The sequence below is a fragment of the Sphingobacterium siyangense genome (assembly GCF_007830445.1).
Taxonomy (GTDB): Bacteria; Bacteroidota; Bacteroidia; order Sphingobacteriales; family Sphingobacteriaceae; genus Sphingobacterium; species Sphingobacterium siyangense.
Map to the genome: position 1 here is coordinate 110473 of NZ_VLKR01000008.1, position 13159 is coordinate 123631.

The window sequence follows — 13159 nt, forward strand, 5'->3', positions numbered from 1 at the left end:
TGACATCCTACAACAGCGGCTAAGATTAAACCTAATTCAGGTACTTAACAAAAATAGAAAATGCTTATTAAGATATATAACGACAATCCTAACCCTAAGGCAATAGAACAGGCCGTTGATATTCTACGGCGTGGAGGTGTAATCATCTACCCTACTGATACCGTATATGGTATCGGCTGTGATATCACGCAACAAAAAGCCATAGAACGAGTATGTGAAATTAGAGGTCTAAAACCAGAAAAGGCCAATCTATCATTTATATGCTATGATTTAACAGATATTTCGCAATACACAAAATCCTTCGATACCTCCGTATTCCGTGTATTAAAAAAAGCCTTGCCTGGACCTTTTACCTTTATTTTTAACGCAACAACTAAAGTCCCTAAGCTACTAAGTTCCAAAAAGAAGACTGTGGGTATACGTGTGCCAGACAATAATATTGTTCGTGAAATTGTCAAACAATTAGGCAACCCTATTGTGACAACCTCCATTCACGATGAAGATGAAATTATTGAATATTCTACTGATCCCGAATTAATTCATGAAAAATACGAAGATCTAGTTGATGCTGTTATTGATGGCGGTTATGGCGATAATGTCGCATCTACCGTGGTCGATCTTACAGAAGGAACTTTTGATGTTATTCGTGAAGGAAAAGGTGATTTGGAGCAATTCCTATAAAATCAACTTTCAATAGATACTCCCCTTATTAACTATTTGCAAAATTCCCAACAACAGCATTGTTGGTAATTTGTGTATAAACTACCCCCATCAACATACTTATCAACAAAACAGGCTACTTATTAACACAAGAAATGTTAATAAGTAGCCTGCCGACCTATATACATTAACATAAAATGTGCATAAGTACTCCTTTATCAACACTTAATTGTTAATAACGCAAACCAAAAGGATTCAAAAAAACAACAAAATGTGCAAAACTAAGGGGTTATACACATAAAAATGTGCATAAGATAACATTCATCGACAAATTTGTTAAATATCGTGTTTATAAATAAACTATACTAACAGATCCCTGTGGAAAGTTAAGAACGATACGCTACCCGTCTTTTTATCGCTATATTGAAAAGTTCAAATCCGCGCTTTGTTTCTATCAGTAGTTTTCCCAGAAAAGGAACCAACAATCCAGAAAACAATTCACCTTGGACAAATCTAACTTGCGTAGCGCCCACTTGCTCTAACCTAAAATAATGCTCGCCATCAAAAATACCTGGAAAGAATAAATCTCCTTTCCAGCGCAGCTCGCTATTCTGTTCAATAGACAGGAATTTTGGATTCATTTTGATCTTGAATCCGTTTGGTTGTTCTAAAAGGACTTTGCAGCGTTTTCCGACTACCGGTTGCTTTTCAAACTGTTTGATTGTTGGGCTCCATTGGGAATAAGCCTTAAATTCACTTAATACCTGCCAAACCTCTTCTGCTGTTGCATCAATGAGAATACTCGTTTCAATCTTTTTCATTTTGTACTTTTTATCGCTGAAACGACAAAATAGCTCAAGCTTCTTCAGCTGTCTTCAAATAACGATAAAACGTATGTGATGCTATTCTAGTTTCATCTTAATTTCAATTATTACAGCTACAAACAAACTATTCCAAGCTTATTATGAACCGTATAAATACATAAAATTTTGGTTACGTGTTCGATTAAGCAAGTTGTTCGTTAACAGCTACAAGACAAAACTAGAAAAAGACAGGCAGCTCGCTCTTGACTTTTATCAAGAACTTATTTTTGTTCGAATACGACTCAAGGTTTCTGGGCTCATACCCAACACGGAGGCGATATATTGAAGGGGAACTTGTTGGAATAATAATTTATGTTGTTCAAAGTATTGGACATACCTTTCTTCCGCTGTTAGACAAATAAAATCCGAGATTCGCTGCTCCATGGTACAAAAGCATTTTGCCAAAAAAGCCTTCTCAAATTTATTCCATTCCACAATTTCGGATTCCATTCGCTGGTAATCGGACTTTGACAAACGGTATACCGTACAATCGCTAATGCATTGGAAATTCCATATGGAAGCCCTGTCAAACATGAAAGAAGCAAGATCTGTCACAAAATGATTCCTTGTACCTATCCATTGCGTAAACTCTCCTTTTTTTGACCAAGCATATTGACGGATTAATCCGGATTCTATCACAAACAGATTGGAAGAGTAATCGCCCGCCTTGATCAGATATTCACCTCGTTTTAATTCAATACGCTCGAAGTTTGAGAAAAGTTTTAAGGCACTAGCCTCAGAAATAGGAAAAAAATCTCGAAAGAGTTGATCTAACATGAAAGGAGGTTTTATAAAATCACGACTTCTTCAATAATGACGTGACCTACATATTCATTTACCCTTCCTAGAATTTGTCTTCGCATAAGCGCCAATTCATTCTTAATCACAGCAGACTCCACACGTACGAACAGTTTTTTATCACGAACATATAGCTGCTGTGTGCGATTAGCGATAGCTTTACCAATCAATTGAGGCCAAACAGATGCGATCGAAGTTTCATCAAATTTTCTTCGTAGTTTATAAGCCTCAAGAAGACGCTCAACCCCCTCCTTAATTGTCATATCGTCGCTTGATCGAATGAATTCCAGGCTTTTTTTAGTTTGCTTCTTATACATTGACTTGTCCTCCTTCAATATCAAATATACGAACAGGTCGGCTGATTTCGTCAAAGATTCGCTGAATTCTCACGGAATCCGTATCTGTCAGGAAAATCTGTCCAAAATCATCTTCTGAAACCATTTGCATCAATTTATGTGTACGGCGATCATCAAGTTTATCAAAGATGTCATCCAAAAGAAGTAGGGGCTTAAAACCCTTTTTCTGCTGGAGATAAGAATATTGTGCAAGCTTCAGGGCAATTAGAAAAGATTTTTGTTGGCCCTGAGAACCAAACTTCTTTAAAGCCATTCCACCGTGAATGGTAAAGATCAGATCATCTTTATGTATTCCTTGCGTTGTGCGTTCCAGCATACGGTCACGTTCCAAATTCTTCTCCAAAATATTTAGAAAAGAATCTGTCATTAAAGGCGATTCATATTGTAATTGAACAGACTCTGCATCCTCGGTGAGGAACTGATAGTGTCGGTCAAACTCCGGCTGAAACTCCTCCATAAAAGACCTTCTTTTTTGAAAAATAATATTTCCAACTTCTTCAAGTTGAAAATTGAGAATTTCGATTAGGCCAAGATCCAATACACTGGTTTGACGTGCTTGTTTAAGGAGACTGTTACGTTGGGCTAAAAACTTATTATAAATAATCAGGGTATCTAAATATTTATTATCTGTTTGGGAAATCACATTATCCACAAACTTTCTACGCTCTTCACTCCCATCTGTAACGATGATGCTATCGTTTGGGGATACCATGACCAAAGGAAATAAGCCGATATGATCAGCCAGTCGCGGGTAATCCTTCTTATTTTTTTTAAATTGTTTTTTCTGATTTTTTTTTAGGCTACAAGAAATGAAATCACTAATGGATTCTTTATCAAATTCACCCTGTACCATAAACCAATCATTTCCTGATTTGATATGCTGCGAATCAATTGGATTGAAATAACTTTTACAGAGTGATAAATAGTGAATCGCATCCAAAAGATTGGTTTTACCAACACCATTATTCCCTGTAAACGCATTTACCTCGGGGAGAAATTCCAAAGATGATTCCGAGTAATTCTTGAAATTTAGAACAGAAAGTTGCTTCAGCCACATAGCACAAAGATACGCTATTTGGATTGCTAAAAATTATTTTATTTCCTCAAAATCCACAAACTCACCAGCAGTTTCAGTCCCTTTGCGTTCAGGGCTTTCTTTCGGTGGAATGTAATCGACATGTACCTTACCTTCGGGCTGAGACCTTTTACTTTCCTGTTGCCCTTGACCATTAAATTCATAATAAAAGGTACCACCTGATCCTTGGCTACCGTATGCTCCACCCTGCTGCTGCGCTTTTTTCATCAACTTTTCAGCTGCTTTACGCATTGCAAATGGTAAAAATAATCTAAATAAGAATCTTACTACAAAGTAAACAGCGAATGTAATAAGTATAAATTTTAAAAATGCCATAGTTAATTCGTTGCTATTTTATCAAATTTAACCAATAACTCGATAAACTGTTGTCTTTAAAATGTCAGATAAGAATTTATTAACAAATTTTAAGACTTTCCTAATCGCGCTTTTGTTTCCATAATAATTCGATAGAGCTCTTCCTGGCGCTGTGTACCCAACACGTAGGTAAGACCATCTTTATCTGTTAAAAAAACAGCATTTTTGCCTCCAGCGAAGAATTTAATCTTTCCTTTAGTGTGCAGATTATAAACAGGATTATTGAAAAAGAATGTACTATAAGGCGCCTTTTCTATTTTTGTAATGGAGGCAAGATCGATTTTGACGACTCGAGTAGACCATAGTCCACTAATAAGTATATGGTCTTGAAATACTTCCGTACGAAATAATACCATATACATCATGACAATAGATGTGATGATAATCCCTACTCCTACAATAAAGAACAATTGGCTCGATATCAAATGGTCTAAATTCAAATAAAATGCCGTAAAACAAAAAAGTACGAGCACTAAACGCACGCTGATCCAAACACGGTCACGACCTAAATATTGATTTTCCGAATAGAGTACACCTTCTTTCATTTACTTAAGATTTAGCTATTAATTTGGAGACTTCGCACCATTGTCTCTTACTATTTGAACTCCTCATTAGTATCATTTTTGCTGCTATAGATTTTGTATCATTCAGGATCCTTCCATCATTTTTAGCAGCAACAATTTTTCTTGCTAATCAGTTCTGCAAACTAAAGTAAGGACTTTTTTTGTATTGGCGGTAATTTTATAACGATTGTCCATGCGATAATTGGCTACCCAAAGGATATCTCCATTTCCATTCACCACGATCGGGATATTTTCCTTTTCAAATAAGCTGATCTTCTTATTGATAAAAAAATCACTCAACTTCTTGCGCCCTTCCATACCTAAAGGATAGAAGCTATCGCCAACTTTCCATGATCGAATCGTGAGCGGGAAAACTAATACATCATAATCCAGCTTTGCAACCTCACTCGCTTTGACAATAGCTAGATCCGCAGAAACATTGGCATGAAAACAATAGTGTTTCCACTCCACAGTTGAAGTTTCGGAAGTGATTAAAGCCTCATCGGGTGAAATAAATTCCTTTTCACGAATAAAAAGTTCATTTCTATCCAGGAGCATATGGTAGGCATCGGATTGAAAAATACGTCCAGACTCTCTTGACCAAGCTTGTTGAAGATCACTTAGTACCGGCTTTGAGAAATTAAAAGCCGAAAACAACTCATAGAGCAAAGGCAGATTATCTATATAGGGTTCCAGATCTTCCTTCCGAACTCCCCATCCTTCGTCAATAGGGTAAAACAGCTTTCTCCGAATGGGCTCCACAAATTGCTGCAACAGCTGGTAAGATTCCTTAAAATGATTGATATTCTGCTCGAAGACCATCTCAAAATCTGGCTGAAGTTTTTTAAAATGTGGGATGATATCAATCCTTATTTTATTACGTGCATATTTTGTTGAAAAGTTGGATTGATCGTCTCGATAAGCAATCCCATACATATTCACGAAATGTTCAATTTCGCTAGCCTTCAGAAAAAGTAGTGGTCGGATGATGCGCTCTCTGATAGGGAAAATACCCTGGAGGCCTTGGAGACCGGTTCCACGTGAAAGGTTCAGGAGTACCGTTTCGATATGATCGTTCAGATGCTGAGCTACTGCAATTCGGTCGAACTGCAGCTCATGTCGCAATTTCTCAAACCAAGCATAACGAAGTTCCCGTGCCGCCATTTGAATCGAAATCTGATGGTCCTTTGCGTAAGCTTGTGTATCAAAGTGCTTCACGTATATTGGCACATTATTTTCCGCTGCAAATTTTCTGACTAGAGCTTCATCCCCTTCAGATTCCGCCCCCCTTAATTGAAAATTGCAATGTGCAATAGCAATTGTATACCCTGCTTTTGCAAATAAATGTGCCATTAACATCGAGTCCTTCCCCCCACTCACCGTAAGCAATATTTTATCATGAGGCATCAACAAATGCTCCTTTTCAATATAGCCCATTAGTCTTTCCAGCACATTCATATAACAAAGTTACGGTATATTTTGTCCGAATGATAAATTCAAGTCTTAAAATTTGTGAAATCCAGTGAAGTAGCAATTAAAATCCATATTTTTGCCCTTGTGAAACAATACATTTATACACTTATTGTATTTATTTTAACTGGCTTGTCGGTCCAAGCACAGAAACAGGATGAACTAAAGCTTCTTTCATCATCCCATATTATTACTGGAAAAGACGGCAATATCCTCTTTTACCGCCCAGTCTATGAACATGTAGGCTCAACGCTATCATCAGATAGTGGCTATTTACACAAAGACAACATTGGTAGACAATTTTTTGAAGCCTTTGGAAATGTAATCATTACTCAACCCGACGGCACGCAGATATTTTCCAATAAATTACACTATGAAGCGGCCATGCAGCTCGCTACACTTACGGGCGCTGTACGAATGGTCAGCACCAGTGGCTCTATACTGACAACCGATCACCTTGTCTATAATATGCGAAGTAAAATCGGTAATTATTACAGTGGTGGGCGTATTCTATCAGGAAGCGATACAATTACAAGCCAGCGAGCTACTTATTTCGAAAATACAGGGGAATCTTATTTCAATCAAAAAGTTGTGGTCCGATCAACCAATGTAAAAGTCTACACGGACTCCATGAAATATAATGGTAATACTCGCATTACTGATTTCTATGGGCCTACCAATATCAAGGGAAATAAAGGGGAAAACCTGTATACTGAAAAAGGCCGATACCATATGGCAACGGGCCAGGCTTATTTCTCTAAAAACAACCTCTACACAGAAGGGACAAAGTTTCTTAAGGGAGACAGCCTATTCTACGATAGACAAGTGGGAATCGGTAAAGCCGTAAAAAATGTGGTCTTTGTTGATACCTTAGACAAATTTTACGCCTATGGTGGATTTGGTTTGTACAACGGGAGAAACGAATCCATTACGATGACAGACAAACCCCTGATCATTTCGGTTGTCAAAAAAGATTCAACACAAAAAGATTCTGTATCTTCTTTGTCTCCTGTCCAACAAAAATCGGAGAAAGAGCTAAAAAATGAAGCGAAAGAATTGAAGAAGATTGAAAAAGAACAACACAAAGATGACCTCAGATCAAATAAAACTACATCGCAAGTTGCTCTAGAAGAAAAGGAACATCCAGGTAAAAATATCAAAAGCGGCAATAATAAACCACTTAAGGCTGATTCACAGGTAGATTCTGTTTTTATGACAGCCGACACGCTCTTCTCACAGATGATATTTCGCCGGGATTATATTGCAAAAGATTTTAAATTGAATCGTGAAGGTGGGGCTATTGAGGATGATAATGAGGTCGATTATGGTGACCAGGATTCCAGCTCAACAACAGTTGATTCCACAGGTACATTAGAAAACATAAAAGATGACCTTCACAAGGGAATCGACAGTTTGCCTAAAAAAGACAGCGGCAAACCGGTTCTTGAAAAGAGCATTAAAAAAGTACAAGATACACTTACAAATAAGAAACCGATTGCAGCAAAGAAAACACCAGCTATTGTCGGTGACCAAAACAAGATAGAAATTGAAAAAAATCTCAAGGCTGATAGTGTATTGCGTAAAAAAGCGATCATCCCGAAAGGCGGTGAATCCGATAAACTGATGGGAGCAGCTTTAAAAAATGCCCAACAGGGTAAACGGGATTCTCTCGCCCAGGATACGGCCAAAACACGGATTATAAAGGCATACTATAATGCCCGATTATTTAAATCGGACTTGCAAGCCGTAGCAGATTCTATGTATTATGGTATGCAAGATTCCATGTTCAGACTGATGGGAAAACCAATGATGTGGGCCGAAAACTCACAAATATCCGGAGATACCATATTCTTACAGGTAAAGAATCAAAAATTGGACAATTCGCTACTCGTCGGTAACGCTTTCATGGTTAACGCAACAAGTGACTCATTGAAATTCAATCAGATTAAAGGTCGGAAGATTACCAGCTTTTTTACCAATAACCGTATGGAACGTCTGTTTGTTGATGGCAACGCTGAAAATATATTCTACAATATTGATGAAAAGACCAATATAACCACTGAGCTTGTCCATGATCGAAGCAGTCGTTTCAAGATCTTGATGGAAGATAATAAGCTGAAGGAATATGTATCTATTCGGAAAGTCGATGGCAAAGTATATCCTATTGCTGAAGTCACGGCCGACAAGGAGTTTCTTCCGAATTTCACCTGGCGCCCCGAAGATCGACCTAAATCAAAAGATGATTTATTAAATCGAAAAAGGGATCTTTCAAAAGCGTCATTTACGGTTCCGGCGGCACCAGAAGGTGAAGAATCTGGAACAATGAAGTCTATTAAAAAAGGCGATAAAACAACTACCCCTCAAAAGGGTGCCGCCAAGAAAGCTGGTGCTAACGAAACGCTCGAGAAAGAAAAAGAGGTGGACGCTACAAACAATAAATCAAGCGCTGTCACCAAAACAGCTAAGCCATCTGAAATAACGGATAAAGCTAACGTTACAAAAACAAGTGTTAAGACCGCAACTGACAAAGTAGCTGCAAAGTCCGACTCAACAACTAGTAAATCGGCGATAATACCTGCACAAGATAGTACACAGACAAAAGTAAAAGCTAAATAACCGGCCAATACTGAGTCGCACAAAAAAGCAGCGCAAAACAAATTGTTTTGCGCTGCTTTTTTGTATTTAAGTTATCTGCTGATCCTATCAGATGTGCTCATTCCCTACCTCAGATAAATGGAAATTTCTATTTTACAACTCAAATGAGTTCCTTAATATAACCTATTTTGTTTTTAGGTATTCAGCAAGTTTACCGACAGCAATCGCGCGATGGCTTATGCTGTTTTTTTCCAGGGCAGTCATCTCCGCAAAAGTTTTATCATAGCCATTCGGAATAAAAATGGGATCATAACCAAAACCATCAATACCCTTGCGTTCTTCAGTAATTTTCCCCTCGATACTTCCTTCAAAAAAGTGCTGCTGCTCATTCAAATATAATGAAATAACTGTTTTGAATCTCGCTGTACGATTGGGGTTATCGCCTAAATTTTTCAGGACAAGATCAATATTCTTTTCCATATCCCTCGATCCGGAATAACGTGCTGAATAAACTCCCGGTTCACCATTTAATGCGTCTATCTCCAATCCCGAATCATCACCAAAGCAATAAAGGCCATATTTATTAACCAAATAGTCTGTTTTCTGCTGTGCATTTTCCTCAAATGTTATACCTGTTTCTGGAATATCATCCTGACAGTCAATATCGTTTAAACTTTTAATGACAAAAGCATCCCCAACGATCGCTTGGACCTCTTCTAGTTTATGGGCATTATTGGTTGCAAACACTAGTTCTAGCATCTTCTTGAAAATAAAGTAAAATCCAAAAGTAAGAAATACTTACGAAACTATGCTATTTATACCTCCCTCCCGAAAAACCCCAATCCTTAATAAAGAATTACAACACGTATTCAGATCCAGCTTCAAATTACTTCGTAATACACATTTGGTAAGAAAAGAATTTTTAATTTATATTTACGCATTATTAACCCACTAACAAAAATGAAAAGTTTAAATGTTGCAATTAAATTAATGCTACTTGTATTGATGGCTATCCCTGCGGTTTCTATCGCACAAAGCTTAAAAGTTCTATCCGGAAATTTTAATTTTTTACAAGATCAGAAAGAGCTAAATGTTCAATTTGATTATACCCCATTAACGTTTTACAATGAGAAAATCTCAGAGGAAGAATATGTCAAAAGAAGGGTAAAGGAGATTTCCGACAGCAAAGGAAAAATGGAAGGAGAAATCTGGAAATCCGATTGGGAACAATCAAAAGCAAATGATTTTCAGAATAAATTCATCTCTTTACTGAACAGAAATGTGAATATCGAAAGCAGCAAAAATCCAAATGCGAAATATACACTTATTGTGCAATCCATATGGATTTACCCAGGATGGTATGCTGGCGTAATGGCACAGGCTGCCAAAGTGAGTACAGTTCTTAAATTTGTTGAAACAGAAAATCCATCGCATGTATTGCTGGAAATAGATAGTGAAAAAGCTCCTGGAAGTGCTTATGGTGGTGTCGCAAACAACAACGATAGAATGGCAGAAGGTTATGCCAAGACAGGTAAATCGCTAGGAAAATTAATCGCAAAGAAGATTAAATAGTACATGTTACATGCGGGCGTGAGCTACGGCTTGCCCCCGTTTGATTTGCTTAGTTTTAAAATAACTTCTGGAGATTAAATATCTTATTTATGAAAAGAGTCTTATTACAATTATTATGTTTATTGCTGTTTGGAATTAGCAAGGCCAACGCCCAATATTATTTGGACGAAACCGGAAATCATACAACAGATATGAACAAAGCCTATTATTCAAGAAAAGTTACTCCCGAATTTAAAGATGGTAAACAGCAATATATTGTTTTGGAAAAATTTGTGAGTAATGATAAAGTCAAAACAAGCGGAATATCGTTGTCCGGTAAGGTACCCTATAATTATATCGGGCATAAAGAGACCTACTACCCAGATGGCATGCCTAAAAGCAAAGAAACATTTAATGCTAAAGGATATTTGATCGATACGGCTTACTATTATTATCCATCTGGAAAAATCCACTTAATAACACTTAATAATGGAACCAATAACATAACTTGGCAATATAATAGTACCACACAATATCTAGCCTATTTTGATTCTTTGGGAATAAGAAAAATTGAAAATGGGAATGGGATTATACATTTTAAAACCGGATTTAAAAATGATTTTGAAGAAGGCCCTTTAGTTAATAACAAGCGTGAAGGTGAATGGCAAGGAAAGAGTACTGATATTATCCCACATACATTCAAAGAATACTATAAAGATGATAATCTGTTATATGGCGAAATGACCAAAAACGATGGAACTATATCACGTTACGATTCTACGAATTATAATATTGACCCGACCTATTCTGAAGGAATAGGGAAGTTAATGCAATTTATCTCAAATAATTATAATTGTCCATCAAAAGCTTTAAAAGCTGGTGCAAGTGGCACAATACTTATTGGCTTTTTTATTGAAAAGGATGGTAGTTTATCTGATTTTAGGATCTTTCAGGACCTCGGATTTGGCACTGGAGATGCAGGAATAGCTGTCATCAAAAAATCGAAGAAATGGATCCCAAGGGTATATAAAGGCGAATCCGTTCGTGTTGCTTACATGTTACCTATTCGGCTTAACCTGCAGAAAGATTGAAGAACCGTCGCAAAAGTTGGAAGTTAATCCCATTTACAAATTATGATACGATAAAAGTTTTAAATTCATTCCAGAACAGCTTCTTTTTATTCACATCAACAAACATCTCTTCAAAACTGAACGTATTAAAAACCGTCGCAATACGGCCTTTCATGTAGGAATTATGTTCAATAAATGGAAGTTTCAAAGACGCGGGTTCCACACCCAACAATATAATCTTAGTCGGTTGGAAAAACTGCATAATACGCTTAAAATCATTCGGGTTATGGGGATTTGCCAAATTGAGTACCGCAACGGTCTCTTTCGTCAATTTCAAAGCACCAATTGTTTTTTCAAAAGCGCCCAATGCGGCTGGAGAAAAATAGGGGTATTGCTCGTAACGCAAAATAAAGAGTATTCCCTGATCCTTATTTCCTTGATATATAAATTCACCACCCAATACCTCCAGATGATTAACAGTATCGCCGTCCCTGCCGGACTCAATAGCTACAGCGGCTTTCTCTGCACCTAAGCCCACCGCCACATACGAGGTATCCTTCATTTCCGATGATGCTTGTACAACAGCTGCTTGCGCATGAGCACTATTCTCCTCCTGTAAAGGATGTGTAGACAGATCGGCTTGAAAATCAAAACCATTACCAAAGATTGTTTCATCCATTAAGGTCTGAAGTGCAACGGGGTTATCTGTTGTAAGATTGCTCATCGGAAAAAGAAATATTAGACAGTAAAGATAAAGAAGAAAAAGGAGCGAAGAATCGCTCCTTTCTGTATGTCAAAAAGATTAATGACCTAAGATATACGAGAAGATTAATGGCGCAACGATCGTCGCATCAGATTCTACGATAAATTTAGGTGTATCAATATCTAATTTCCCCCAAGTGATTTTCTCGTTTGGAACAGCACCAGAGTAAGAACCGTACGAAGTTGTTGAATCTGAAATTTGACAGAAATAAGCCCAGAAAGGTACTTCTTCCCATTCAAGATCTTGATACATCATCGGAACTACACAGATTGGGAAGTCACCAGAAATACCACCTGCGATTTGGAAAAATCCAACACCTTTACCTGCTGAGTTGTTACGGTACCACTCTGTCAAGTAAATCATGTACTCAATACCAGATTTAACAGTACTCGCTTTCAATTTACCTTTGATCACATTGGAAGCGAAGATATTACCTGTCGTTGAATCTTCCCATCCTGGACATACAATTGGTAAATTTTTCTCCGCAGCAGCAACAATCCAAGAATCTTTTGGGTCGATTTCATAATATTGCTCCAACACACCAGAGTTAACAACCTGATAAAGAAACTCATGTGGTAAGTAACGCTCACCTTTAGCCTCAGCAGCATGCCAAACATCTTCAAGATGTTTCTGCAAACGACGGAAAGCTTCCTCTTCCGGAATACAAGTATCTGTAACACGATTATAGTGATTATCCAATAGCTCTCTTTCTTGCTCAGCTGTCAAATCTCTATAATTCGGGATTCTTTTGTAGTGTGAGTGTGCCACAAGGTTCATCACATCCTCTTCCAAATTAGCACCAGTACAAGAAATAAAGTGTACTTTATCTTGACGGATCATTTCTGCCAAAGAAACACCCAATTCAGCGGTAGACATTGCACCTCCCAAAGAGATCAACATTTTTCCACCATCCAATAGATGTTCCTCGTAACCTTTTGCAGCATCTACTAATGCAGCTGCGTTAAAGTGACGGTAATTATGCTCAATAAATTGAGAAATAGGTCCTTTTTGAGTACTCAT

The 13159-nt window shown here is 37.5% G+C and carries 14 protein-coding genes; 4 read left to right on the top strand and 10 right to left on the bottom strand.

Annotated features, from left to right (window positions below):
- The first annotated feature begins 60 nt into the window (after positions 1-60).
- Entirely contained in the window at positions 61-681 is a 621-nt protein-coding gene (locus IQ31_RS09325) for an L-threonylcarbamoyladenylate synthase (protein WP_120333498.1), read from the top strand.
- A gap of 365 nt (positions 682-1046) precedes the next feature.
- Here the strand turns inward: IQ31_RS09325 and IQ31_RS09330 are convergent, their stop codons facing one another.
- From IQ31_RS09330 to tilS, 7 genes are all read right to left on the bottom strand, one after another.
- Positions 1047-1481: an SRPBCC domain-containing protein gene (locus tag IQ31_RS09330; RefSeq protein WP_145327827.1), complete on the bottom strand. Its 435-nt coding sequence runs from the start codon at positions 1479-1481 to the stop codon at positions 1047-1049.
- 255 nt (positions 1482-1736) lie between these two features.
- Positions 1737-2300, bottom strand: a complete 564-nt coding sequence (locus tag IQ31_RS09335) for a Crp/Fnr family transcriptional regulator (RefSeq protein ID WP_088160263.1) — start codon at positions 2298-2300, stop codon at positions 1737-1739.
- A gap of 11 nt (positions 2301-2311) precedes the next feature.
- Positions 2312-2584: a DciA family protein gene (locus IQ31_RS09340; protein ID WP_227550177.1), complete on the bottom strand. Its 273-nt coding sequence runs from the start codon at positions 2582-2584 to the stop codon at positions 2312-2314.
- A 46-nt stretch (positions 2585-2630) separates the two neighbouring features.
- Complete coding sequence (recF, locus tag IQ31_RS09345; protein WP_145327828.1) at positions 2631-3734, bottom strand: DNA replication/repair protein RecF; 1104 nt, start codon at positions 3732-3734, stop codon at positions 2631-2633.
- Between the two features lie 33 nt (positions 3735-3767).
- A complete protein-coding gene (locus IQ31_RS09350; RefSeq protein WP_088160261.1) occupies positions 3768-4088 on the bottom strand; it encodes a DUF4834 family protein in 321 nt (106 codons plus the stop codon).
- 89 nt (positions 4089-4177) lie between these two features.
- Positions 4178-4672: a hypothetical protein gene (locus IQ31_RS09355; RefSeq protein ID WP_120333501.1), complete on the bottom strand. Its 495-nt coding sequence runs from the start codon at positions 4670-4672 to the stop codon at positions 4178-4180.
- Between the two features lie 144 nt (positions 4673-4816).
- A complete protein-coding gene (tilS, locus tag IQ31_RS09360; protein WP_088160259.1) occupies positions 4817-6148 on the bottom strand; it encodes a tRNA lysidine(34) synthetase TilS in 1332 nt (443 codons plus the stop codon).
- Between the two features lie 54 nt (positions 6149-6202).
- Between tilS and IQ31_RS09365 the strand changes: the two genes are divergently transcribed.
- A complete protein-coding gene (locus IQ31_RS09365) occupies positions 6203-8776 on the top strand; it encodes an OstA-like protein (RefSeq protein WP_244294440.1) in 2574 nt (857 codons plus the stop codon).
- Between the two features lie 162 nt (positions 8777-8938).
- Here the strand turns inward: IQ31_RS09365 and IQ31_RS09370 are convergent, their stop codons facing one another.
- Entirely contained in the window at positions 8939-9514 is a 576-nt protein-coding gene (locus IQ31_RS09370) for a non-canonical purine NTP diphosphatase (RefSeq protein ID WP_088160258.1), read from the bottom strand.
- A gap of 201 nt (positions 9515-9715) precedes the next feature.
- Between IQ31_RS09370 and IQ31_RS09375 the strand changes: the two genes are divergently transcribed.
- Positions 9716-10327 carry a hypothetical protein gene (locus IQ31_RS09375; RefSeq protein WP_198386031.1) on the top strand — a complete coding sequence of 204 codons (612 nt, stop codon included), beginning with the start codon at positions 9716-9718 and terminating at the stop codon, positions 10325-10327.
- An 89-nt stretch (positions 10328-10416) separates the two neighbouring features.
- Positions 10417-11397, top strand: coding sequence for an energy transducer TonB (locus tag IQ31_RS09380; protein ID WP_088160257.1), 981 nt, complete (start codon positions 10417-10419; stop codon positions 11395-11397).
- Between the two features lie 40 nt (positions 11398-11437).
- On the opposite strand, the gene IQ31_RS27855 is transcribed toward IQ31_RS09380, so the two are convergent.
- Positions 11438-12100 (bottom strand): hypothetical protein, encoded by a 663-nt coding sequence (locus IQ31_RS27855; RefSeq protein WP_232475679.1) that lies wholly within the window; start codon positions 12098-12100, stop codon positions 11438-11440.
- Between the two features lie 78 nt (positions 12101-12178).
- The gene (locus tag IQ31_RS09390) at positions 12179-13159 is read right to left on the bottom strand and encodes a deoxyhypusine synthase family protein (protein WP_046674101.1); all 981 of its coding nucleotides are present in this window, start codon (positions 13157-13159) and stop codon (positions 12179-12181) included.

Excerpts from the sequence above, each read along its gene's own strand:
- IQ31_RS09325 (WP_120333498.1), top strand. The coding sequence starts at position 61 with ATGCTTATTAAGATATATAACGACAATCCTAACCCTAAGGCAATAGAA.
- IQ31_RS09330 (WP_145327827.1), bottom strand. The coding sequence starts at position 1,481 with ATGAAAAAGATTGAAACGAGTATTCTCATTGATGCAACAGCAGAAGAG.
- IQ31_RS09335 (WP_088160263.1), bottom strand. The coding sequence starts at position 2,300 with ATGTTAGATCAACTCTTTCGAGATTTTTTTCCTATTTCTGAGGCTAGT.
- IQ31_RS09340 (WP_227550177.1), bottom strand. The coding sequence starts at position 2,584 with ATGACAATTAAGGAGGGGGTTGAGCGTCTTCTTGAGGCTTATAAACTA.
- recF (WP_145327828.1), bottom strand. The coding sequence starts at position 3,734 with ATGTGGCTGAAGCAACTTTCTGTTCTAAATTTCAAGAATTACTCGGAA.
- IQ31_RS09350 (WP_088160261.1), bottom strand. The coding sequence starts at position 4,088 with ATGGCATTTTTAAAATTTATACTTATTACATTCGCTGTTTACTTTGTA.
- IQ31_RS09355 (WP_120333501.1), bottom strand. The coding sequence starts at position 4,672 with ATGAAAGAAGGTGTACTCTATTCGGAAAATCAATATTTAGGTCGTGAC.
- tilS (WP_088160259.1), bottom strand. The coding sequence starts at position 6,148 with ATGAATGTGCTGGAAAGACTAATGGGCTATATTGAAAAGGAGCATTTG.
- IQ31_RS09370 (WP_088160258.1), bottom strand. The coding sequence starts at position 9,514 with ATGCTAGAACTAGTGTTTGCAACCAATAATGCCCATAAACTAGAAGAG.
- IQ31_RS09375 (WP_198386031.1), top strand. The coding sequence starts at position 9,716 with ATGAAAAGTTTAAATGTTGCAATTAAATTAATGCTACTTGTATTGATG.
- IQ31_RS09380 (WP_088160257.1), top strand. The coding sequence starts at position 10,417 with ATGAAAAGAGTCTTATTACAATTATTATGTTTATTGCTGTTTGGAATT.
- IQ31_RS27855 (WP_232475679.1), bottom strand. The coding sequence starts at position 12,100 with ATGAGCAATCTTACAACAGATAACCCCGTTGCACTTCAGACCTTAATG.
- IQ31_RS09390 (WP_046674101.1), bottom strand. The coding sequence starts at position 13,159 with ATGAGTACTCAAAAAGGACCTATTTCTCAATTTATTGAGCATAATTAC.